The sequence below is a fragment of the Croceivirga thetidis genome (assembly GCF_012272815.1).
Lineage (GTDB): Bacteria > Bacteroidota > Bacteroidia > Flavobacteriales > Flavobacteriaceae > Croceivirga > Croceivirga thetidis.
In genome coordinates, this window is the sequence record NZ_JAAWWL010000001.1 from 1,652,784 (window position 1) to 1,674,703 (window position 21,920).

The following is a 21,920-nucleotide window of genomic DNA, read 5'->3' on the forward strand; positions in this document are numbered from 1 at the left end:
ACTTTAGTTCCGATTAGGAAAATATTTCAATTATTTTTTCTTCGGGTGTCTTCGTTGAAACTCATCCCATTTCTTTTCCGCTTCTTATTTGCAGAAATCATCCCAGATATTGCAGCTATCACTGCAGGAAGAAATAAAAGAATGAATATCCAGAACAACATCTAAATGTTTTTCAAAAGATTTTTCATTTGGATACTGTAATCCATTCTCCCTTGGTTCGTGCAAAATAATCGTTGTTATACATGGCTTCTGCTTGTGCTCCAGGTAGATAATAGTCGCCCATATAGGAAGCATTCAACTTGATAGTGAAGGTTTTGGTTTTTCGACCATCCAAATCAAAATAGTACTGCACACGGTCATCCCGAATGTCTACATAATCTGCTTTTGTGCTATTAGGGGTGCCCAAGTCAGTAAAACTGGTATTCACAATTTCCCAACCACTTGGGAATAGTTGTGTCAATGCGATATTGTTCACATAATCTGCAGTGGAATTATAAACGGATATCTGCGCAGTGATTTCCGTGCCCTGCATCAGGTTGCTCACATCCATTGATTTTCCCGTTCCATCTAGAAACTTAGCTGTGACTTGAAGCCCTCTAGATTCAGCCAATTCTTCTCCCAAAGGCAGTTTTCCGTATTGAACAAGGTTTACATAGACCAAGTTATTCTGATTGTTTTTCAAGCTAACTGAATTGTTACCCATTTGTGTTTGTAGTTCCCGTTGTACGATTGCTTTTTGGGTTTCGATATTGGTGCCATCCAATTGTACTTTTATGGCTTTGCCACCATTTTTTGCCACCATTTTTGACAGCGCCAAAAGGGCATAGGCCGTTTCTTGGGTGCTGAACCATCTGCTGGAATTCAAACTTTTCGCCAGACCTTGGGCCAATTCGCTTTGCTTGCTGTCACCTAAAATGACCATGGTCTCCAAGGCCATAGCACGGTTACGAAAAACGGAGCCATACGAATGGTAATCGTAACGGTACGGCCTGAAATCAATATTGGCTTTACCAGCCAACGATTTGGCTATTTGTTCTTTACCCGTTAATGCATAAGCCGCGGCCAATCGCCATTTGGCATTGTTGCTTAATTTCTTTGCCTCACGTAGACGGTTCATGGCGGAAAGCTCTGGTTCACCCGCAAGGGCCAAAGTATACAAGCGATACGCTTGAGCCAAATCACTGTTGTAGGAAGTCTGCTGGTTGCTCCACTGACGTGCCATTTTTTTCTGATAGCGCAACCAATTGCTCATAAAGGTCAGTGGTAGGGCAAAGCCTTTCTTTTTTGCTTCGAGCATAAAATGTCCGGCATAGCTGGTACCCCAATCATCTACGTAGTACGCTCCTGGCCAATACCCAAGGCCACCTTCAGGTAGTTGTCGGTCTCCTAATTTTCGAATTGCAGCTTTGACATTGTTTTCAAGCTCCTTTTTCTTGTCAAAAGTGATGTCCAAAATATCGGACAAATACAATTGAGGAAAAACTGCTGAAGTAGTTTGCTCAACACAACCATGTGGATAACGAATGAGATACCCCAATCGTTTTTCGAGGTTCATCGGTGGTAAGGTAGAAAACTCCAAAATCGCGGCGTTATTACCTGCCGTTCCAAAAGTTTCAAAAGGAATGTCCAACGAAGCATTGGGTTGCAACTCTTGTAGGGTTATTTTTGATGAAATCGGATTTGGATTCTCTACATCCAATTCTATTTCGTAACTCGCCTTTTCACCTGCACCTGATGCATTCACTTTTATTTTCTGGATGGACGGATTCGGCAGCACTTCAAAATCAAAATAGACCATTTGCTCTCCCACAGACGCAAATTGAAGACTTTGGCTGGTTGGTCCAAGGGGTTTTATACCATCCCCAGTTTGAATGCTGATTTTGGCATTTTTAACTTTTTTCTCCATGGCAAATACGGTCACGGGTATGGTGACTTTTTCACCAGGAGATAACTTTCTAGGAATCGAAGCCAAAACCATCAAAGGTTTGCGTACGGGAACACTTTTATCCGCATGGCCATAAGCGCTATTGGCATTGCCAGCAACAACCATGGTTTTTACGGCACCTACATAGTTGGGCATATCCAACTCATGGGTAGCGGTTTGCCCAGCTTTTAATTCAAATGGGCCCAAATAGGTGACCACTGGTTTAAAACGTTGCGCTTTTCTGTTTTTTGCACCAGCAGCAGCGTCACCACCACCGACAGCATAAATGTTCCCCACACTAACTGAATAGGACCCCATGACATCATCAAAAATGTCAAAGGTCTTGACGCCCAAAGCTTGTTTGGCATAAAACTCAGCATGAATATCTGGGGTGGTGTAGCGGGTTAAATCCAACAGTCCTTCATCAACAACAGCCAAGGAGTAGGTCATCGGCTTATTATTGGTTTCGGACACCTTTACGGTGTAGCTTTCCTCGGGTTTCAGGACATCAGGCATGCTCAATTTTGGTTTCAAAACTGTTTCTGGGTTTTCAACCAAGATGGGAACAATGCCGTACAAACGTATGGGGAGGTCGTTATCGACACTTCCATGTGGCTGTAGCAAAGAGATATTTACAAATACATTGGGCGCCATTTCAGGGGAGATGGGGATATTGACTTTGGTCTCCTTACTTTGGGTGTCCACCCATTTGGTATACAGTACTTCGCTACCATTCTCAATACTGACCAAAGCATTTCCGCCTTGGGAAGAAGGGAAGGTAATTACCGCTTCTTCATTGGTTTGATATTGCTCTTTGTCGGTTGCGAACAAAAGAATTTTGGCACTTTCACTATCGCCATCAGCAGGGCGGTTCCACCAATCTTTGTAGAAATAGGTGGTCATGCCGGTTGCATGCCCCGAGGCTTCATCTATAATTCGAATCAGATAACGCCCACCTTCATTTTCAGGTACGGTAAGGTCAAAAGTGGCCTTACCATTGCTTCCAGTGGTTACCGAAAACGACTGCATGGGTCGATGAACTTGACTATTCTCGTATCGTGAGAGATTGTCGTAGCCTCGATTCCACCACCATCGCCATTCAATTTTAAACAGTTTGATTTCCAATTTTCGATTGCCACTTGCTTTACCTTTGGTGTCTACTGAAACTACATCAAAATTGGTCTTTGAACCGGTCGGGTACGAACCCCAACGGTCAGGCTCTGGAGCCTGAAGGCCTGCAAAGTGGGTGAAAGGCGCGAGATTTTTTGAATAGACATCCATGGAGAAATCCCCACCACCTTCAAATGCTTTGGTTGTAAATGTAGCTTGAAGCATTCCCGGGGCTTTGCTTCCAACCGCTAACTTCTTGCTGAAATTTCCATTACCTTCATTATCGAGGTTTCCGCTAAAGAAAGGCATTTCAATTTCAGAGAACTTTCGAACAGGGTCTATGAAAACATAATTTTCGAAATCGGGAAATGCGGTGTAGACATTTCGTAATTTGACATCCATTTCAAACTTTAGATTTCGAGCTGGTGCTCCATGCAGCCATTGCACATTTGCTTTTCCAGTAGTTGCCTTATCTGTTTGTAAAATATCGTCATCAAAATCCAAGGCGATTTTCAGTCGATTTGGTTTTACAGTAGCAATTTTTAGCACTTTATTGAATTGTGCACCACCGACCAATACTTTGGCATTCCAATTACCGGTTGGAGCATCTTGAGCCGTCTCGATGGGGAAATAATAGAAGTTTCCTGTTTTTTTTGATTTGTTTTCCAGTGTTGGTCGCTCAGTACTGGCAACAGTTCGTTCTACCAGTTTGCCCCTTGGATCGGTAACCTCTAAAACCACTGGGTGATTCTCAGGCAAGGGATTGCTCTTATCATCCAACACAAAGGTCAAATGCAGTGTATCACCGGGGCGATGAACTCCGCGTTCTGCATATAAAAAGCCTTGAATGCCCTTCTCCAAATATTGCCCGGAAACATCAAACTTGCTTAAGCTCAGGGCATTCCCATCTTCCAATTTGGCATAGGCATAGTTGTTGCCTTGTCTTGCAACAACAAAAGCCACTTGGTTTTCTGAATCGAATATGGCTACCCCATCAGGGTCGGTGATGACTTTTGATAGAGCCTGTTGTTGGTAATTGTAGAAAGTCACTTCCGTGTTTCCTTGTGGTTGGGCATTAAGAAGATCCGTGGCGAATGCATGGTAGGTGTTGTTGTTGCCTTTTTTAACGATCAATCCAAGATTACTGCCCAATACGTGAGTGTATGCCTCACGGTCCTGACTATAGTAGGCTGGATGACATGGGTTGTCACGTTGTTGCCAATTGTAACTATTTTGTCGCCATGAGTACATCTGATTGTCCCAAAACAATTGTTCGCGTTCTTCCTCTTCTTCCCTTGAATCAGCGGTGGTAATTTCTTCTTCATAGTAATCTTCTCCATATTCATCTTGAACCTGAACCGTGGGTGCGTTTTCACAATTGTAAAGGGAGTAGTCTTGATTGAATTTGAATTCTATTCGATACAAAGCCCCTGGGTCAGGATTTATTAATTCTGAAAGATCTAGGGCATGCGCTTTCCACTGATTATTCGAAGCATCTGTACCAAGATTCAAAACCTTGAATGCCACGCGACGACCTACTTTTTTTAAGTCGTAGGGATAACTGATTCCTAGATTGGACTGCTGTAAGTGCTGGAGTACATTGTCTTGAAATATTTTAATGACCCGAACTTCAACTTGTGATAAATTGACCGTTTCAAAGTAAATCGGTGTTTTGTCGGCGTTTGGTAAAATGGTTCCTTTTGAAATTAATCGCACTTGGGGTTTCAATTGTTCGAAAGAAACCAGCTCTGAAAATTCTTGGCTTAGCTTATTGCCGTATTGATTTTTGAGTCCTTCAAAAACGTTTACTCGTACTTGGCCGGTCAACAGCGTTGAAGGATACACATTTAAAACATTGCCATTCACTTCGTATCGAAGACTTGGGGCATTTTCAATCGTAACCAATCCATTTAAGTTCTGGTTTTCATCCAAGGGTTCTGAAAAGTTCAGTGCCAGCATGGGGCTTGGTGAAGCTGTAGTTTTGGCATCAACTACCACAAACTTATCCTTGCCGGGTATGTTGAATGTTTCTGAACCTTTGTTGTCAGCCCCCAATGATTTTCCATCCCAAGATATTGTGATTTTTTGGTCATTTTTACCTCGAGGAATACTGTCAATGGTGAAATTGAAGTATTGGGCCATGGTGTCTTCACCCTCCCATTTTATATTGAGATTTTTACTATCGAATGTTGCTTTTAATAGTTGCTTGACTTTCCCTGCGGGCATGATATCTGCCCCTTGTAAGGTTCCGTTGAGGTATTGCCATTCCCGACTGTAGGATTGTAACTGGTCCAAATTTATTTTAAAGTTTGGGTCTAAAGTCTTAAAGGCGAAACTGTAGGTTTTGAGTTCTTTTTGAATCCCTGGGAAAAGTTTGTCCAATCGAAGCGTGGCTTGGTACTCGGTTCCAGACTCCATAGGTTCAGAAGGCTCAAAGACCAAACCGCTGGTATTGGTTACCATCAGTTTCCCTTTAAGTGCCGGTGCAAATTTTAAGTACTCGACAGGTAGTTCTTGATTGAGTTCAAACTGATCCATGGGTTTGTTGAACAACACTTTAATTTCAGCGCCAATACTGATTTGCCCATAGGTATTGAAACTAATGTACTCCCGAAATTGATATAGGTTGTCCTGGTCGTCTAGGTCAACTTTTTTCTTGCACGAAACCTGAAATGTAAATGCTGCTAATAAAAGAATTGCAATTCTTCGTATCATCGGTCAGTTGTTTGTTTAAAGATACGGTCAATTTTTTGGGAGACCCTACAGGTTATCAAAACCTTAAAGGTCTGAAAGGCCAAGTTTTATAAAATTATTAGGATTGTGACAGGCCTAATGCCAACATCATTTTAATACTTTTAAAGGAACCAATGAACTCATTTAAACTTTTTCAGTTTGCTAAAAAAATGTTGTTTTCAACCCTGTTTTTGCCTTTTTATCCTTCCGTAACTCTGCTATGCAACTCAAAAAAGTCTTCAACAGTACTGAAACCATCAATTTTCGCTTAAACCCAAAAAGTCAAAATGAGTTCAATAAAAAACAACAATCATGAAAAGACTATTTCTAACCACCTTCGTAATTGTATTGTCTTTATCATTTGGCAATGCCCAAGAAACCGATTACGAATTGGTCGCACAAACCGTTAATTATTATTTGGAAGGAGGCAATAACAACGATTATGAAACCCTGAAAAAGGCCTTTCACGAAACAGCTACCATGAAATATATTACAGACGAGGGCTATAAAGAAGTCAACGCTCTTGAATTCTTTTCGGGCATGGATGCTTCAAAGCCCAAACCAACCCGTAAAACCCGAATTTCTGACATTACAATTTCCGGTCATGCTGCCAATGCTCGATTGGAAATCGAATACGAAACCTTCAGTTTTGTCGATTTTATGAACCTGCTGAAAATAGATGGTGAGTGGAAAATCGTTAACAAGATTTTCTATCGCATGCCTAAAATGTCGACGGTTCAATAAAAAGATGATTGAGGAGATTTTTGTGTTGATAATAGAATTTTTCAAAGGAAATTCAAAAACATCTTATATCGTAGCGGCGTTATTTTTGGTTGCTCTAATGGCTGCAATTATCATCATAAAGTTTAAGTGAAATATCATACAGGTTGGCCTATAGATTGGGATTTCATAACATCTTTGATAACGTTCTTTTTAAGAATAGTTGATGCTGTAAGGTAACCTGCTAAAAGTGCACCACCCACTCCGCAAGTTACAATGTCCTGACCTGTTAGGTATAGGTTTTTGATAGGCGTTCGAGGCTGTAAAAATCGGTGCCCATAACGTTCTGGGTTGTGATCAATTCCGTAGAGTTCACCCAGGTCATAGTTCATAAAATGTTGGGTTGTTATTGGGCTTGAAAGCTCATAACAGTCAATCTTGCCCTTTACCTGAGGTTCCAGTTTATAGAGTTCCGCCAATAGACGTTGTGCTAATTTTTCTTTAAACTGTTCATAGTCATCACCACGTTTTTTCCATTTAGTTCCGCTCCATTCTTTGAATAGTTCATAGGGCATGGGTGCTATAATGTCAATAGTACTTTTGCCAGGATAACGTTCAGACCATGAAGGGTCCTTAGCCGAAGGGAACGAAATGTACACGACTGGCATGGGTTGTTCAATATCTTTAGCATAGCGTTCAGTCGCCTCATCATGATCAACATCTTCTGGGTAAATCCAATAATTTGCTTTTGGGAGCTGTAATTCGTCCGGAGTGCCATTTAATCCAATGTAGAGACAGACATGGGCCACAGAGGGAGATAGTTTTTTAAGTTTTTCGTCCAATTGGTATTTTTCAGAAACCTGATTTGGAAGGAACTTGTCGTAGGTGTTAACAATACCGGCACCACTAATAATTATTTCGGCAAAATACGTTTTGCCATCAGCAAGTTTCACCCCTTTTGCTTTATTGCCCTCAACTAAAATCTCAGTTACCTCGGCATTGGTCAATATGGTTCCTCCGGCAGCTTCAATAACGGGGTCGACCGTTTCAACAATTCGTGCCGACCCACCAATTGGAAAATAGCCACCATTGAAGTAATGCTTAACAACAGAAACGTGCATTGCAAAACTACTTTTTGAAGGTGGTAGTCCATAATCGCCATATTGGCCAGTCAAGACCTTGATTAATTCTTTGTTCGAGGTCAATTCTTGCAAAACTTCCAAAGTACTTCGACTGGCAAAAGATGAATAACCCTTTCGCATTTTTCCACCCACCAATTTTTGCATCAGTGGTGGCATTGCCTTCTCTGCATAGAAATCACGACTTGCTTTAGATACTTGAAAAACCAAGTCAATGTACTTGTCAATCGCTTCAGCTTCATCTGGAAAATAGGCTTTCATCTGATTGGCGAAATTGGTCACGCCCTTAGGAAAATCATAGGTATTTGGGCCGATAACAATGCGATCATAGACAGGCCCCATATCGGCCCATTTTAGTTCACCGTCGGTAACATAATCAAAGAGTTGTTTCAACACTCCTTTGTCCCGCCCCATTTCACCAATGTAGTGGATGCCTACATCCCACTCATAACCACGACGTTTAAAAACATGGGTGTACCCCCCAGCTGTATAATGTCTTTCCAGCACCAATACTTTTTTACCTTCCTTCGAAAGACAGGCAGCTGTAGCTAGACTACCCATTCCGGAACCAATAATAATGGCATCGTATTTATCGGCTAGGGTATGTTTCTTTTTATAGGATTGGACCATTTCTAATCATTTACCTCCCAATGTACCGAATTATTTAAGAAGTAGTGAAGGAATGGATTTTCTTATGCCCCATTTTTGTTGAAGTTCACTCTAGTGTGATTCTAATGACCTGATAGGGATTTTCTTGAATTATCCCGTCAATGGAAATTGATTCGGGTGTAGGAAGTCCAGCGCAACATTCCCCGGTGGAAAGCACTATGTTGAGGTCCAGATCCGCGGAATATTCATTACCAATATTGAGTTGTAACGCGTAATCTTGAGGTTGCCAATCAGTACTTTTTAAAGTAAGAATGGTTTCGGTCGTAGAGCCATATTGAATCTCAATATCTTGAAGCGTTAATTCAAAATCCTCGATGTCACTCCCTGTAATTGTAACGTCTTCAAGGGTATAGGTTCCATTTTCGAAAACATTGAAATCGTCGGAAGTGACTTGAAATGAAACTGAAGAAAAAGGGTCACATGCGCATTCCAAAATAAAATCTTCTTCATTTTCATTTTTACAACCGGCCAAGCAAAGTAGTAAGCAAAGACCTAAGAAGAGAGATTTGATTTTTGACATCTTACTGGGTTTAATTTAGTTCAACCAAATGAACGTTATAGAGTTCATTTTCAGGAATCGCTTCTCCATCAATCGCAAGTGATTCCAGCAACGGAATGCCCCCGCAGCAATCTCCCTGAGAAAGTCCAATATCAGTAGTTATTGGTACTGAAAAGTCTGAGGCCAATTCAAGATTTAAGTCGTATTGTATTGGCTCCCAATCACTATTTGAAATAAAAAGGACCGTTTTGGTTGAAACTTGATTTGCATCGTCTAAAAATTCTATAGCAGCGATGGTTAACTCAAAGGTTTCTGTGTTTTCACCTTCTAAAGCAATTTCATCTAAAATGAAAATGGCTTCCTCTAAAACATTCGTATTATTCTGGATTAATTCAATCGCAATGATGGGCTGTCCAAGGCAGGATACTCCATCACAATCCTCTCCTAGACATCCAAAAGCAAAAAAAAGAGGCAACAGTAAGAAGTACGTCTTTTTCATTGATGATTTTCAAGTAAGATGAAGGGGAGCATTAAGCGTTGCTTTTTCAAGTGAAATTTTTACCACCCGCCTGAGGCGCCACCACCTCCAAATCCGCCACCGCCGAAGCCACCGCCAAAGCCGCCAGAACCAAATCCGCCGCCTCCGAAACCACCTCCAGATGATCCACCGCGATAACCACCACGACCCATGTTACTAAGGATGATCATATCCCAAATATCGAGTCCACTACCACCGCGACCACCTCGGTTATTTCGACCTCCACCTCTTTTACCACGATTGATCAAAATCATCATGATGATAAAGAAAATAATTAGGGGTAACAGCTTCTCAAATTGTGAATAGCCATTATTATTAAAGGTGCGTTCTTCAGTAAACTGACCGGTCAAGACCTGAAAAATAGCATCAGAACCGGCATTTAAACCACCGTAGTAATCCCCTTGTTTAAATTCGGGAATGATAACTTGTTCAATGATGCGTTTACTCATCAAATCGGTAAGAAATTCTTCAACTCCGTATCCGGTATTGATGGCGATTCTGCGGTCGTCCCTAGCTAATAGAATTAGAATACCATTGTCTTTGTCAGCTTGACCGATGCCCCATTCTTGACCCCATTGGGCCCCGAGATAGTTTATGTTTTCACCTTCTGTTGAAGAAATTATAGCAACAACAATTTGCGTTGAGGTACTGTCTGAATACCGAATTAATTTTTGCTCCAGTTGCCCTCGTTGAACAGCATTGAGAAGATTTACGTAATCGTAAACACTTGTTTCTTTTTCTGGCTTTGGCGGAATATCAAATTGTGCCCAACTAAATGCGCCCCAAAAAATCAGTACTAAAAAACTAGCCTTTTGAAACCGCATCGCTCAATTCATTTTCATCGCCATGGAGCCAAGGAAAGTGTGCTTCCAACTCCTTACCTGCATTTAGAATACCGGCAATAATGCCTTCAGTGAATTCACCATTGGCAAAGTGTGATTGAATTTTCTCTTTGGTTGACTCCCAAAATCCCCTAGGTACCTCTTTGTCTATTCCTTTATCGCCATAAATGACAAATTTTTTGTCCTCAACAGCCACATAGATGAGCACACCGTTTTCATCTTTAGTATTGTCCATTTTTAAAAAATGAAATACCTGCTGGGCGCGACTAAAATGGTCAATTTTGGCCGAAGCTTCAATATGTACCCGAATTTCACCTGAGGTGTTTTTTTCGGCTACCAAGATGGCATCGACTATTTTTTGCTCTTCTTCAGCAGTTAAAAAGGCTTCGACCTTGTTCATACGCTAGTCGAAATTAAAATCGACGTCTGGGGCTTGCTCTGCTCCAGCATCTGCTTCGTAATAGGCCAATTCATCGAGGTTGAAAAATCCTGCCAAGACATTATTCGGGAATGTTTTGATGTGTTCATTATAAGGCCTGATGGTTTCGTTGAAACGATCCCTTGCCACATTAATTCGATTCTCAGTTCCTTCCAATTGAGACTGTAATTCCAAAAAGTTTTGGTTGGCCTTTAAATCTGGATAACGTTCTACGGTCACCAATAAACGTGACAAGGCTGATGATAGGCCAGATTGTGCTTCTTGAAATTGGGCCAACTCTTGTGCATTCTGAGGGTTGATATTTACCTGAGTCGCTTTGGCTCTTGCTTCTATGACATCGGTTAAAGTACCGCGCTCAAAATCGGCTGCCCCTTGAACCGTTTTGACCAAGTTTCCTATCAAATCATTACGTCGCTGGTATGAACTTTCTACTTTGGCCCAAGCTTCTTTTGTGGGTTCTTCCAGTTTTACTGCAGTATTGTAAAAGCCTTTGGCCCAAGCAAAAATTGCAAAAACAAGTACGCCCAGTACAACCAAGGGTATTAACCATTTTTTCATAATTCTCTTGTTTTAATTTATAGTGGTTAGGTAACTATTAGAAACAAATTACACTGAAAAGTTACACTTTCCTCTGAATTAGTTTTCTATAGATTCTCTTTAATTTTCAAAAGTTCGGATTTTATCTTTTGAAGTTTTTCAATGACTTCAAAATTGGAAAGGGTCTTGTGTTTTTCTTCCTTCAAATGAATTTTAGCACCTTCTAGGGTAAAGCCTCGTTCTTTGACCAAATGAAAAATCAGCTGTAGATTTTTAATGTCTTCAGGAGTGAATTTTCGATTACCCTTGGCGTTTTTTTTAGGTTTTAAAACATCGAATTCCTTTTCCCAAAAACGTATGAGTGAGGTGTTTACACCAAAGGCTTTGGCTACCTCGCCAATACCATAATATCTCTTTTCCGGGAGTTCAACATGCATCAGTCAAGTGATTGGTTCTCTTGTTCAGCGTACTTGAGCATGTTTTTGAATTCTTCAGCAGTCAAGCTTCCATAATAGAAGTTAATTGGGTTTATCCGCTCACCATCCTTCTTTATCTCATAGTGTAAATGTGGTGCCTCGGAACGTCCAGTATTTCCGACAAAACCTATTAAATCACCACGTTTAACCTGCTGGCCGACACTAACATTGTACTTGCTTAAATGTGCATATAGCGATACATAACCGTAGCCGTGATTGATTCTGATATGCTTTCCAAAACCTGCTGAGGCATTGTCAGCACGAATGACCTTACCATTACCTGAGGCGAAAATGGGTGTTCCCCTTGGTGCTGTGAAGTCCATGCCGTAATGCATTTTTCTTGTTTTCAAAAATGGGTCAGTTCGCCATCCGAAACCTGAGGCCATTCTCGTCAAATCTTCATTTCTAACAGGCTGAATTGCAGGAATGGCGGCCAAGAGCTTCTCTTTTTCTTCGGCCAATTTTGCGATTTCGTCCAAAGATTTTGATTGGATGACCATTTGTTTTTGAATGACCTCCAATCTTTTGGTCACATCAATAATCATCTCTGAGTTCTTGTAGCCTTCCAACGATTTGTATCGATTAACCCCACCAAAACCAGCCTTTCGTTGCTCTTCGGGTATGGGATTAGCTTCAAAGTACAAGCGGTAAATATTGTTGTCGCGATCTTCGATGTTGGCCAATACCTCTCCCATCTGCTGCATCTTGCGGTCCAAAATTTCAAATTGTAGCTCGTAGTTCTGAACCTCTCGCTCTAATGATAGTTCTTTAGGCGTATTTACTAGACTGGTATTTAAAAGGATAATCAATCCTAGTAAACCGAAAAGGGCAGACCCTAATAGAAAGAAAAATAAATTACGATACCGTTTCGACTTTTTGGGTTCGATTTTTCGGTACGATAGCGTATCGGGGTCGTAATAGTATTTAACCTTAGACATGATTGGTTTTTGTTCTATTTTTGATCACTTAAAATAGAAAACAGCCAAATATAGAAATTGTTTTGTTTGGTTCGTTAAAATTAATTAAAGCTTAACTGGCAAGATGACATCACAAAAGGTTAGAGAACAGTTCTTAAACTTTTTTAAAAACAAGGAGCATAAAATTGTTCCGTCAGCACCTTTGGTCATAAAAAATGATCCTACATTGATGTTCACCAATGCGGGTATGAACCAATTCAAAGAGTTCTTTTTGGGCAATTCCCAAGCTAAGGAGAAACAGGTTGCAGATACCCAAAAATGTCTTAGGGTAAGCGGTAAGCACAACGATTTGGAAGAAGTAGGTAAGGACACCTACCACCATACCATGTTCGAGATGTTGGGCAATTGGAGTTTTGGAGCCTACTTTAAAAAAGAAGCAATTGAATGGGCTTGGGAGCTATTGACCGAAGTCTACGGCATAGATAAAGACAGTTTATATGTTACGGTCTTTGAAGGCAGTGATGATGCAGACAATTTAGAGTTGGATAAAGAGGCTTTCGAATTCTGGAAAGCGATATTGCCTGAGGAGCGAATCCTCATGGGGAACAAAAAAGACAATTTCTGGGAAATGGGGGACCAAGGTCCATGCGGACCATGTTCCGAGATTCATGTTGATATTCGTTCCGAAGCTGAAAAAAAACAAACCCCCGGGTCTAAATTGGTGAATAAAGACCACCCGCAGGTTGTCGAGGTGTGGAATTTGGTCTTTATTCAATACAATCGCAAAGCCAATGGTGAGCTCGAAGATTTGCCAGAAAAGCACATTGATACCGGAATGGGTTTTGAGCGACTTTGTATGGTATTACAGGGAGTTCAATCAACTTACGATACCGATATTTTTACACCGCTCACAAGAGAAATAGAAACTATTACAGGTCATAAAGTTGGACTAACTGAGGAAGTAGATATTGCAATTCGAGTTGTGGCAGACCATATTCGTGCGGTTTCTTTTGCAATTGCTGATGGGCAGTTGCCCAGTAATACGGGAGCGGGCTACGTTATTAGACGAATTTTGCGGCGTGCGGTGCGCTACGGATTTACCTTTTTAGATGCCAAAGAACCTTTTTTGTATCGTTTGGTCAAAGTACTCATCGAAATCATGGGTAAAGCTTTTCCAGAATTGAAGTCACAACGGCAATTGATTGAAAATGTAATTAAGGAAGAGGAGAACTCATTTTTAAGTACGTTGGAACAAGGCTTGGTGCTGTTGGATTCCATAGTGAAATCCACGAGCGGAAAAACCATTGATGGAGATAAGGCATTTGAGCTGTACGACACTTTTGGATTTCCTATCGATTTAACCTCGTTGATTCTCGAGGAAAAAGGTTATGAACTGGATACCGCAGGATTTGAAAAAGCATTACAGGCTCAAAAAGACCGTTCACGTAAGGCTTCAGAAATCTCCAAAGCGGACTGGACTGTTCTACATGCCGATTCTGAACAGGAATTTGTTGGCTACGATCAGTTGGAAACCGAGGTGAAGTTGGTCAAGTATCGAAAGGTTGAAAGTAAGAAAGATGGGGAACAGTATCAATTGGTATTTAATTTAACTCCTTTCTATGCCGAAGGTGGTGGTCAAGTTGGGGATAAAGGCTATTTAGAAGCCTCTAATGGTGATATTACCTATATCATCGATACTAAAAAGGAGAACAATGAAATCGTTCATTTCTCTGAGAGCCTTCCCAAACATCTTGAGGGTACTTTCAAAGCCTCGGTTGATGAAAAACAACGCTATAGAACTGCCGCGAATCATACGGCTACGCACTTATTACATCAAGCGCTTCGGCAAGTTTTGGGCACTCATGTAGAACAAAAGGGTTCGGCAGTCCATTCCAAATACTTGCGATTTGATTTTTCACATTTTTCAAAGTTGACAGTAGAAGAATTGCGGGAAGTGGAAAACTTTGTCAACGCACGTATTGAAGGTAAATTACCTTTTGAAGAAAACAGGAATATCCCAGTAAAAGAAGCCTTGGCCCAAGGGGCGATGGCACTTTTCGGCGAAAAGTATGGTGATACCGTGCGAACGGTTCGCTTCGGTCAGTCAATTGAATTATGTGGTGGAACACATGTACAGAATACTAGTGATATCTGGCATTTCAAAATCACTTCTGAGGGAGCTGTTGCAGCTGGAATTCGAAGAATTGAGGCGATTACTACAGATGCTGTAAAAGACTTTTACTTTACCAACAACCGTCAGCTTTTTGAAATTAAAGACTTGTTGGGTAAAAATCAAGATCCGGTGAAAGCGGTGGCATCGATGCAAGATGAAAACGCCCAGCTAAAAAAACAGGTTGAAGCACTGTTGAAGGATAAAGCGAAGGGTTTGAAGTCTGAATTATTACAACGAGTAGAAAGCCACTCTGGTGTGCAATTTTTAGCTGAAAAAGTAGATTTGGATGCCGCAGGTATGAAAGACTTGGTCTTTGAAATGGGACAGGACAAAACTGATTTATTTGTTTTACTAGGAGCTGAAAAAGAGGGTAAAGCCTTGTTGACCTGTTACATATCAAAAGAACTTGTAGCCTCAAAAGAATTGAATGCTGGGCAAATAGTTCGGGAACTTGGTAAATATATTCAAGGCGGTGGCGGCGGTCAACCTTTCTTTGCTACTGCTGGTGGTAAAAACCCTGCTGGGATTGATGAGGCCTTAGAAAAAGCCAAAGCCTTCATCTCATGAAAAAAATTCTCTTTGGTGCTTTAATCGCGTTGGCTTCGGTGCTCATTTATAAATCATGTACAGATGATGCGGAGAACAAGAAAATCTTGAAAGAAAACTCTATGCTCCTGCAAGAGCAGTTGAAGAACGTTTCGAAGCTTATCGTTACCGAAGGTAATTTCGCTGAGGTTTACAATTATGACGACTCCAAAGAATTGTTCGGACCCTACATTCGATTGGAGAAAAAAGCTCTTGTAGTGGTCAATGCAGAGGTGGCCATTGCTTTTGATATGTCAAAACTGGAGTATGATATCAATGAGGATTCCAAGACCCTCGCATTAAAATCAATCCCAGAACCCGAAATAAAAATTAGCCCTGATTTTGAATACTACGATGTTACTTCGGGCTATTTGAATCCTTTTGAGGCCAAGGATTACAACGCAATTAAAGAAAACGTCAACGAATCCTTATTAAAAAAAGTAAAGCAATCAACCTTGATTTCAAACGCTGAAAATAGATTGGTCTATGAATTATCACGTTTGTTGGTATTGACGAATTCCATGGGTTGGTCTTTGGCCTACAATGAGCAACCCATTAAAGAAGTTCAAGATTTAGAGGTATTTAACCAAGTGCTTATCGACTAATTCAAGACCATCATCAATTAGGTGCCCAACTTTTGGGTTATCTAGTTTTACCTGTTCTAAATGTGCTTTAATCTTTTCTGCTAATTCCAGGCTATTGTCCATTTTTGCCAACTCGTAAAGTTCAACGGAGAGCAACCAATCTGTGGGATAGCTTTCTTGGAGTTCTTTAAAGATTTTACTTCGTGATATGGTCCTGTCTTTTTCTTCCCTCCAATCGCGAATGCGTTGGTACAGGGTTTCCAGGCGAAGTCGAGCGTCATCTTTTGGTTTTTTAATGGTACTATCAGACAATTCGTGGGTTACCATATCAAAACTCTGTACATCGGCAGGTCCGTTAAAACAAGAAATGACTTCTTGTCCTACAGCCATACTATAGGTTTCTCCCTCCGACTTGAATATCACCTCTTTTTTATGTTTGACAACACAATTCTCGAACGTGACCAGTAGTATTTTACCTTGTAGATTACGTGTTCCGGTTATGATTTTGCCTGAAAGGGTAATTTCGCCCTCGAATTCTAAGGTGATGATTTCCCCCTCAAAAATATTGTAGGCTTTAAGGTCTCGTGGCCCCATGTTTTCTATGGCCAAATTGATGCCTTTTAACTTTCCTAAAGGTGTTCCAAATCCATTGCTGTGCTTTTCAATGCCATGTCCAATGAGTTCTTTTTCGTGATAGGCCAGCGCCGTCTCACCTTCGGTTTGCACATAAACAGGCTTGCCCTTATGTGAAATCACCCTAGTGAAATTTCCAGAAATCTGAAGCCCCGTGCTTAGCATAATGGTGCACAACTCCTTTGAATCGATTAGTTTATTGATGCCTTCCAATCCACCGGTTCGCAGTGCCATGGTATTTGCAAAATCTTCCAAGACTTGTGATAGATGGGCGAAGTTTGGAGTAACAAAAAGCTGTGGTTGCGGTTTTGTAATATCAAATTCAGTCACTGCCGCTTTATTGGAATAGGGTAACTTTTTTACTTCATCGGTCATACACCAGCTACTTTCGCCAATAGAGGAAAGAAGACCAGCTCCATAGATTTTTGGGTTATCTACCGAGCCGATGAGGCCATATTCAACCGTCCACCAATGTAGATTGCGAATGAGCGCCATTTCACTGGGTGTACCCATATTTTTTTGAAGCTCCTCAATTTTCTTTTCGGCAGCTATGATTTCTTCTTTTGGAGTGCCTTCGGCTTCTTTGATAATGGAAAGATGCCTTACAGCTTCGTAAAGTTCATAATCTTTGGCGCTTGAAATGGCCTTACAGCCGATTTCACCAAAACGACGTAAATACTCTGCATACTCCGGATTTGCGATTATGGGGGCATGTCCTGCGCCTTCATGAATGATATCTGGAGCGGGTGTGTATTCTATGTTCTCAAGTTGGCGAATATCAGAAGCAATCACCAGAACATTATAGGCCTGAAACTCCATAAAAGCAGCTGGTGGAATGAATCCATCTACAGCTACAGCAGCCCAACCGATTTCCTTTAAAATTCGGTTCATGCCATACATATTGGGGATGTGGTCAATGGAGATTCCTGTTTTCTCAAGCCCCTCAACATAAGATTCATCCGCAACCTTACTTAAGTAATCAACATTTTTGCGCATAACATAGCGCCATACCGCCTGATCAATTGAAGAATATTCTTCATAGTTCTGTGGTTTAATATATTGTCTTAGATGACTTGGTAATTTATCTAAAACCGGATTGCTCTCATAGGCCTTGTCTTTCATCGCATTTCGATTTTATTTCCACTAGAATCATAAAACTCCCGAAACGTAAAAGCTTCAGGGGTAGGTCCTTTTTCTTCCAAAAGTTGTAATCGCTCTTTCGCCATTTCCAATGTAGGCACCTCACCTTCTTGCAGCCACCACATTACGAATTGGGATGGGCCACCCATATCGAACCATTTCTTTTTGTTTCTTAGAAAATAGCTGTGAACGGTACTGTAAACAAATCCTTTAAAGGATTCTACATCCTCCCATAAACTAACGTTTACGGCCATCATTTCGTCTTGAAACGGAGATTCAATGTATGAGGCAGAGCGGCCTTGTTCATCTTTTAAGCGCCATAGGAACCCTGGACTGTCCTCTGCTAGCTTGTTGACAGGTTCAATAAAGTCAACAAATTCCTTCATGATTGGGTCATCCAAAGACGCCTTAAAACGGGCAATATTGGCTTGAGCAAGATGATATAACATTGGGATTGATTTGGATTAAAGTTAGAAAATATAGGTTAATAAACCATATATTGATAAAATATTGGGAAATATTATGGAAATAATTATTTATTAAAGGAATTAGTACTTTTGAGCTATTCAATTTTTGTTAAAAACAGGAATTTCTATGGAAGAACGACTGGATAGCATTGACCGAAAAATTCTTAGAATTTTAGAAAAGGATGCCAAAACCATGGTCAAAGACATTGCCGAACAATTAAACTTGACCAAGACACCGGTTTATGAACGTATCAAACGATTGGAACAACAGGGGTTTATAAAAAATTATGTTGCCATAGTCGATAATCAGAAGATTGAACCGAGTATAACTGTATTCAGTTTTGTCTTACTAGAGGCGCAAAAAGGGCATTTAATGGATGACTTTTTGCGACAAGTATCCAGTTTTGAAGAGGTTACAGAGTGCTTCGTTGTTGGTGGTGAATTTGATTTCCTACTCAAGGTAGTAGTAAAGAATTTGGACTCCTATTATGATTTTGCAAAGGTGAAAATTGCAAGTCTACCCAATATCGGTGCTGTTAAAAGTGCATTTGTATTGAAGGAAGTTAAAAATGAAAAAACCTTTCCACTTTTGTGAAAAGGTTTTTCCCTCTAGTAAGTGCTCGAACACTAAAAATACAACTAAACACTCATCACCTAAAATCGAGACACCTACCTTCTTGTTTTTATTTCTTAGTTCACAGCAACTACCTGGTTTGGTGGGTATGCGCTCATAATTTCAGATACGAACTCTCGAATTCGTTCTTCTTTTTTCTCTATGTTTTTGGTGTTGTTCAAGTTACCAACACCTCGACCTTGCCATACCAAACCTTTGTTTCGATTATCAATAAGATCGATAAATAACGAACCTTCTGTGCGGGTAGAGACATTAGGCCCCCAGGCACCACCCCAGCCGGGTCCCCAACCGAAGCCTCCCCAGCCCCAGCCTCCCCAGCCAAAGCCGCCCCAGCCCCAGCCGCCCCAACCCCAACCGAAGTTGTTGTTGTAGATGTCGACTTGCTCACGTTCTTTAGTGAAGATATTGACCAAAAGGTCAGGATCTTGAGATTTTACATAGCCCATTCTAGACATTTCGGCCTCGATTGCACTCAAGATTCGTTTTTTGTCTAAATCAGAAATTTGGGCCTGATCGATACCTGTTTTATAAAAGGCATAGCTCTTATACTCTGTGAAATTTGCTTTACTGTCGTAATCAGTTGCAACACGAACGCTTACACATGAGGCAAAAAAGGTGAGCAGTAGTAGTGGCAACACTAGGGTTTTCATTTTTTTCATATCAATATTTTTAAGAATTAGAAGACTTTGGTACTTCTCTTTTACACCACAAAGATTGTGCCGAAAAACAGCCTATTCTTGGCGGTTTGTTTTCTTATTGTATCCGTATGGACAATGTCGGCAACCACTTTCACAGCAATACCCCCTTTTAAGATGATATTTTTCCGTAAAAACCTTGTATCCTTCAGCTGAAAGGTAATAATCACCTTCTTCTAAGGGTATTTGCCGTCGCATCAATACTTGCTTTTATAAGTCAAATTTAGTTCATATCGGTATTATCTAAGTGCTAAACTGTTGCCAAAACTCGTTTTGTCCGGGCCTTTATTCCAAACACCGATATCTTTATTCAACTTTAAGGGAATCCCATTATATTTGAGGACCCCACAAAAATAAATTGCAAAATGATATTGGTCTTTAAATATCTGTTTCGAAGCAATTATGTGGGTCTAAGCCTTTGGCCCTTCATTATTGTTAAGGAAGACGTGTACAAACGTGACAACGTTCTAATAAACCACGAAAAAATACATTTAAAACAGCAGCTAGAATTGCTGATTCTTCCCTTTTACCTTTGGTATGTAGTGGAATGGATGCTACGGTCCCTAATTTATTGGGATACCTACAAAGCCTACCAAAATATAAGTTTTGAACGTGAAGCTTATGAAAACGAAAAAGAGCTTGGCTACCCACAACGTCGCCGTCCCTATAGCTTTTTAAAGTACCTTGTGCGCCCATAGCGGTGCAATCATTCAATCAAGACATATCAAATAATTTTTTGAAAGATGCTGAGGTCTCGCTTACTATTAAGCGGGAAGATTTGTTGCATCCAATAGTTTCAGGAAACAAATTCCGCAAACTAAAATACAATCTACTGGAAGCCAAAGAGCTGGGTAAAAGTTGTTTGCTGACCTTTGGTGGAGCCTATTCCAACCATATTTTGGCAACGGCTGCAGCTGCTAATCAGCATGGATTAAAATCAATTGGAGTTATTCGGGGGGAAGAGTTGAAAGGTAACTGGTTTGAAAATCCAACATTGCGTCAAGCTAAACAATTCGGAATGGAATTTTTCTTCGTGAATCGCGATACTTATCGACTAAAGGATTCCGAATCATTTCTGGAGAAATTAAATTCAAAATTTGGCGATTTTTATTTACTTCCTGAAGGCGGAACAAATAACCTGGCCATTAAAGGATGCGAGGAAATCTTGGAGAGAGATGATAAAGCCTTTGATTTTGTCTGCACCAGCGTTGGTACTGGCGGAACTATGGCAGGTATTATAAATGCAAGCCATAGTCACCAATATATTCTTGGGTTCTCAGCACTAAAAGGTGAATTCTTGAAGGATTCAATTGCTAATTTGACCGACGCCGGTAATTGGAAAATCATTGACGATTATCATTTTGGAGGATACGCAAAGGTTGATTTGAAATTGATTGAATTTATCAATTCGTTTAAAGCAGAATTTAATATCCCCCTTGATCCCATCTACACTGGAAAGCTGTTTTACGGTCTCTTCGATTTGATAAAAAAAGGATATTTTCGCTCTAAGTCCAAGATTTTGGTAATTCACACCGGAGGTCTTCAAGGTATTTCTGGTATGAATACTGTATTGAAAAAGAAAAATTTACCGTTATTAAAAATATGAAGGTACGATTTGTGGTTACGCTTTTGGTAGCCATTTTATTAAGTAGCTGCGGTGCCAAGAAGCGAACAACAAGTTCTAGGGTAGATACCTCAAGTAAACGAATTGCTTACCAGCCCAATTCCGGTATTGAAGGTACTAACTATAAGAAAGAGGCTTTATATCCCATGCCTGAAGACCCAGGTAGCTTCAAGCAATTTAATATCATCTCAACCGAGGATTATGTTGATTCGTTCAAAGAAATAGCCCAATACGAGATGAAGGCCTTTGGTATACCTGCCAGTATTACCCTGGCCCAAGGTATCCTTGAAAGTGCTTCTGGGCGAGGTGAATTGACCAAAAAAACCAATAATCATTTCGGCATAAAATGCCATTCAGGCTGGCAAGGGGAGTATGACTTTCATGATGATGATGCCAAGGGAGAATGTTTTCGAAAATACAATCATCCTATGTATTCATTTCGAGATCATAGTATTTTCCTAGCGTCTCGTTCGCGCTATCGTTTCTTGTTCAATTACAGCAGGGACGATTACAAAAAATGGGCTTACGGACTTAAAAAGGCCGGCTATGCAACCGATCCTAAATATCCGCAAAAGCTTATTACCCTAATTGAACGCTATAACCTTGACATCTATGACCAGCAGGTAGTTCAAGGTGGGTTGGACACTGTTCGAAAACCCAAGCAATTTGAAGTATTCTCCCATACAGTGGAAAAAGGGGACACACTTTACGCCATTTCAAAAAAATATGCAGTCTCGGTTGACGAAATCATTCGATTGAATAATCTTAAATCAACAACGATTTCAATAGGCCAAGTCTTAAATTTGCGTAGGGAAAGTTCAAATTGATTTGAACCACTCCGT

20 protein-coding genes are annotated in these 21,920 nt (G+C 40.6%); 7 read left to right on the plus strand and 13 right to left on the minus strand.

The features are described from left to right. Positions 1 to 184: 184 nt before the first annotated feature. The gene (locus HCU67_RS07415; RefSeq protein WP_168551920.1) at positions 185 to 5,749 is read right to left on the minus strand and encodes an alpha-2-macroglobulin family protein; all 5,565 of its coding nucleotides are present in this window, start codon (positions 5,747 to 5,749) and stop codon (positions 185 to 187) included. Positions 5,750 to 6,079: 330 nt separating this feature from the next. Between HCU67_RS07415 and HCU67_RS07420 the strand changes: the two genes are divergently transcribed. Then, positions 6,080 to 6,511, plus strand: a complete 432-nt coding sequence (locus tag HCU67_RS07420; RefSeq protein ID WP_168551921.1) for a nuclear transport factor 2 family protein — start codon at positions 6,080 to 6,082, stop codon at positions 6,509 to 6,511. A 134-nt stretch (positions 6,512 to 6,645) separates the two neighbouring features. Here HCU67_RS07420 and HCU67_RS07425 read toward each other — a convergent pair whose 3' ends face one another. The 8 genes from HCU67_RS07425 to HCU67_RS07460 all read right to left on the minus strand — a co-directional run bounded on the left by HCU67_RS07425 (position 6,646) and on the right by HCU67_RS07460 (position 12,564). Beyond that, positions 6,646 to 8,256 carry a phytoene desaturase family protein gene (locus HCU67_RS07425; protein WP_168551922.1) on the minus strand — a complete coding sequence of 537 codons (1,611 nt, stop codon included), beginning with the start codon at positions 8,254 to 8,256 and terminating at the stop codon, positions 6,646 to 6,648. A gap of 85 nt (positions 8,257 to 8,341) precedes the next feature. Further along, positions 8,342 to 8,815 (minus strand): hypothetical protein, encoded by a 474-nt coding sequence (locus tag HCU67_RS07430; protein ID WP_168551923.1) that lies wholly within the window; start codon positions 8,813 to 8,815, stop codon positions 8,342 to 8,344. 10 nt (positions 8,816 to 8,825) lie between these two features. Beyond that, entirely contained in the window at positions 8,826 to 9,293 is a 468-nt protein-coding gene (locus HCU67_RS07435) for a hypothetical protein (RefSeq protein WP_168551924.1), read from the minus strand. A 59-nt stretch (positions 9,294 to 9,352) separates the two neighbouring features. Further along, positions 9,353 to 10,156 carry a TPM domain-containing protein gene (locus tag HCU67_RS07440; RefSeq protein WP_168551925.1) on the minus strand — a complete coding sequence of 268 codons (804 nt, stop codon included), beginning with the start codon at positions 10,154 to 10,156 and terminating at the stop codon, positions 9,353 to 9,355. Then, the gene (locus tag HCU67_RS07445; RefSeq protein WP_168551926.1) at positions 10,137 to 10,574 is read right to left on the minus strand and encodes a TPM domain-containing protein; all 438 of its coding nucleotides are present in this window, start codon (positions 10,572 to 10,574) and stop codon (positions 10,137 to 10,139) included. Before HCU67_RS07445 ends, HCU67_RS07440 begins: the two co-directional genes overlap by 20 nt. Positions 10,575 to 10,577: 3 nt before the next feature. Continuing rightward, positions 10,578 to 11,171 carry a LemA family protein gene (locus HCU67_RS07450; protein ID WP_168551927.1) on the minus strand — a complete coding sequence of 198 codons (594 nt, stop codon included), beginning with the start codon at positions 11,169 to 11,171 and terminating at the stop codon, positions 10,578 to 10,580. An 86-nt stretch (positions 11,172 to 11,257) separates the two neighbouring features. Further along, positions 11,258 to 11,587 (minus strand): MerR family transcriptional regulator, encoded by a 330-nt coding sequence (locus HCU67_RS07455; protein ID WP_168551928.1) that lies wholly within the window; start codon positions 11,585 to 11,587, stop codon positions 11,258 to 11,260. Continuing rightward, positions 11,587 to 12,564, minus strand: a complete 978-nt coding sequence (locus tag HCU67_RS07460) for a M23 family metallopeptidase (protein WP_168551929.1) — start codon at positions 12,562 to 12,564, stop codon at positions 11,587 to 11,589. Before HCU67_RS07460 ends, HCU67_RS07455 begins: the two co-directional genes overlap by 1 nt. Before the next feature lie 103 nt (positions 12,565 to 12,667). Here HCU67_RS07460 and alaS point away from each other — a divergent pair, with 103 nt between their 5' ends. Continuing rightward, entirely contained in the window at positions 12,668 to 15,283 is a 2,616-nt protein-coding gene (gene alaS / locus HCU67_RS07465; protein ID WP_168551930.1) for an alanine--tRNA ligase, read from the plus strand. Further along, complete coding sequence (locus HCU67_RS07470) at positions 15,280 to 15,906, plus strand: DUF4230 domain-containing protein (RefSeq protein WP_168551931.1); 627 nt, start codon at positions 15,280 to 15,282, stop codon at positions 15,904 to 15,906. Before alaS ends, HCU67_RS07470 begins: the two co-directional genes overlap by 4 nt. On the opposite strand, the gene HCU67_RS07475 is transcribed toward HCU67_RS07470, so the two are convergent. Next, complete coding sequence (locus HCU67_RS07475) at positions 15,874 to 17,640, minus strand: aromatic amino acid hydroxylase (protein WP_168551932.1); 1,767 nt, start codon at positions 17,638 to 17,640, stop codon at positions 15,874 to 15,876. The genes HCU67_RS07470 and HCU67_RS07475 overlap by 33 nt on opposite strands. Further along, complete coding sequence (locus HCU67_RS07480; protein ID WP_168551933.1) at positions 17,637 to 18,107, minus strand: DUF3291 domain-containing protein; 471 nt, start codon at positions 18,105 to 18,107, stop codon at positions 17,637 to 17,639. Before HCU67_RS07480 ends, HCU67_RS07475 begins: the two co-directional genes overlap by 4 nt. 145 nt (positions 18,108 to 18,252) lie before the next feature. On the opposite strand from HCU67_RS07480, the gene HCU67_RS07485 reads away from it, so the two are divergent. Next, positions 18,253 to 18,720, plus strand: coding sequence for an Lrp/AsnC family transcriptional regulator (locus HCU67_RS07485; protein ID WP_168551934.1), 468 nt, complete (start codon positions 18,253 to 18,255; stop codon positions 18,718 to 18,720). 95 nt (positions 18,721 to 18,815) lie between these two features. On the opposite strand, the gene HCU67_RS07490 is transcribed toward HCU67_RS07485, so the two are convergent. Further along, the gene (locus HCU67_RS07490; protein WP_168551935.1) at positions 18,816 to 19,418 is read right to left on the minus strand and encodes a DUF4136 domain-containing protein; all 603 of its coding nucleotides are present in this window, start codon (positions 19,416 to 19,418) and stop codon (positions 18,816 to 18,818) included. A gap of 72 nt (positions 19,419 to 19,490) precedes the next feature. After that, positions 19,491 to 19,652: a C1orf53 family protein gene (locus HCU67_RS07495; RefSeq protein WP_168551936.1), complete on the minus strand. Its 162-nt coding sequence runs from the start codon at positions 19,650 to 19,652 to the stop codon at positions 19,491 to 19,493. A gap of 167 nt (positions 19,653 to 19,819) precedes the next feature. Here HCU67_RS07495 and HCU67_RS07500 point away from each other — a divergent pair, with 167 nt between their 5' ends. Genes HCU67_RS07500 through HCU67_RS07510 form a run of 3 tightly spaced genes read left to right on the plus strand, consistent with a single transcriptional unit; the run spans position 19,820 to position 21,905 of the window. Then, on the plus strand, positions 19,820 to 20,152 hold the full coding sequence (locus HCU67_RS07500) for a hypothetical protein (RefSeq protein WP_168551937.1): 333 nt from the start codon (positions 19,820 to 19,822) through the stop codon (positions 20,150 to 20,152). 2 nt (positions 20,153 to 20,154) lie between these two features. Beyond that, complete coding sequence (locus HCU67_RS07505) at positions 20,155 to 21,060, plus strand: pyridoxal-phosphate dependent enzyme (RefSeq protein WP_168551938.1); 906 nt, start codon at positions 20,155 to 20,157, stop codon at positions 21,058 to 21,060. Continuing rightward, positions 21,057 to 21,905 carry a glucosaminidase domain-containing protein gene (locus HCU67_RS07510; RefSeq protein ID WP_168551939.1) on the plus strand — a complete coding sequence of 283 codons (849 nt, stop codon included), beginning with the start codon at positions 21,057 to 21,059 and terminating at the stop codon, positions 21,903 to 21,905. The genes HCU67_RS07505 and HCU67_RS07510 overlap by 4 nt, the downstream gene beginning before the upstream one ends. The last annotated feature ends 15 nt before the right edge of the window (positions 21,906 to 21,920 follow it).

Bases quoted from the DNA above. Each gene is read 5' to 3' on its own strand.
- HCU67_RS07415 (WP_168551920.1), bottom strand. From the start codon at position 5,749: ATGATACGAAGAATTGCAATTCTTTTATTAGCAGCATTTACATTTCAG.
- HCU67_RS07420 (WP_168551921.1), top strand. From the start codon at position 6,080: ATGAAAAGACTATTTCTAACCACCTTCGTAATTGTATTGTCTTTATCA.
- HCU67_RS07425 (WP_168551922.1), bottom strand. From the start codon at position 8,256: ATGGTCCAATCCTATAAAAAGAAACATACCCTAGCCGATAAATACGAT.
- HCU67_RS07430 (WP_168551923.1), bottom strand. From the start codon at position 8,815: ATGTCAAAAATCAAATCTCTCTTCTTAGGTCTTTGCTTACTACTTTGC.
- HCU67_RS07435 (WP_168551924.1), bottom strand. From the start codon at position 9,293: ATGAAAAAGACGTACTTCTTACTGTTGCCTCTTTTTTTTGCTTTTGGA.
- HCU67_RS07440 (WP_168551925.1), bottom strand. From the start codon at position 10,156: ATGCGGTTTCAAAAGGCTAGTTTTTTAGTACTGATTTTTTGGGGCGCA.
- HCU67_RS07445 (WP_168551926.1), bottom strand. From the start codon at position 10,574: ATGAACAAGGTCGAAGCCTTTTTAACTGCTGAAGAAGAGCAAAAAATA.
- HCU67_RS07450 (WP_168551927.1), bottom strand. From the start codon at position 11,171: ATGAAAAAATGGTTAATACCCTTGGTTGTACTGGGCGTACTTGTTTTT.
- HCU67_RS07455 (WP_168551928.1), bottom strand. From the start codon at position 11,587: ATGCATGTTGAACTCCCGGAAAAGAGATATTATGGTATTGGCGAGGTA.
- HCU67_RS07460 (WP_168551929.1), bottom strand. From the start codon at position 12,564: ATGTCTAAGGTTAAATACTATTACGACCCCGATACGCTATCGTACCGA.
- alaS (WP_168551930.1), top strand. From the start codon at position 12,668: ATGACATCACAAAAGGTTAGAGAACAGTTCTTAAACTTTTTTAAAAAC.
- HCU67_RS07470 (WP_168551931.1), top strand. From the start codon at position 15,280: ATGAAAAAAATTCTCTTTGGTGCTTTAATCGCGTTGGCTTCGGTGCTC.
- HCU67_RS07475 (WP_168551932.1), bottom strand. From the start codon at position 17,640: ATGAAAGACAAGGCCTATGAGAGCAATCCGGTTTTAGATAAATTACCA.
- HCU67_RS07480 (WP_168551933.1), bottom strand. From the start codon at position 18,107: ATGTTATATCATCTTGCTCAAGCCAATATTGCCCGTTTTAAGGCGTCT.
- HCU67_RS07485 (WP_168551934.1), top strand. From the start codon at position 18,253: ATGGAAGAACGACTGGATAGCATTGACCGAAAAATTCTTAGAATTTTA.
- HCU67_RS07490 (WP_168551935.1), bottom strand. From the start codon at position 19,418: ATGAAAAAAATGAAAACCCTAGTGTTGCCACTACTACTGCTCACCTTT.
- HCU67_RS07495 (WP_168551936.1), bottom strand. From the start codon at position 19,652: ATGCGACGGCAAATACCCTTAGAAGAAGGTGATTATTACCTTTCAGCT.
- HCU67_RS07500 (WP_168551937.1), top strand. From the start codon at position 19,820: ATGATATTGGTCTTTAAATATCTGTTTCGAAGCAATTATGTGGGTCTA.
- HCU67_RS07510 (WP_168551939.1), top strand. From the start codon at position 21,057: ATGAAGGTACGATTTGTGGTTACGCTTTTGGTAGCCATTTTATTAAGT.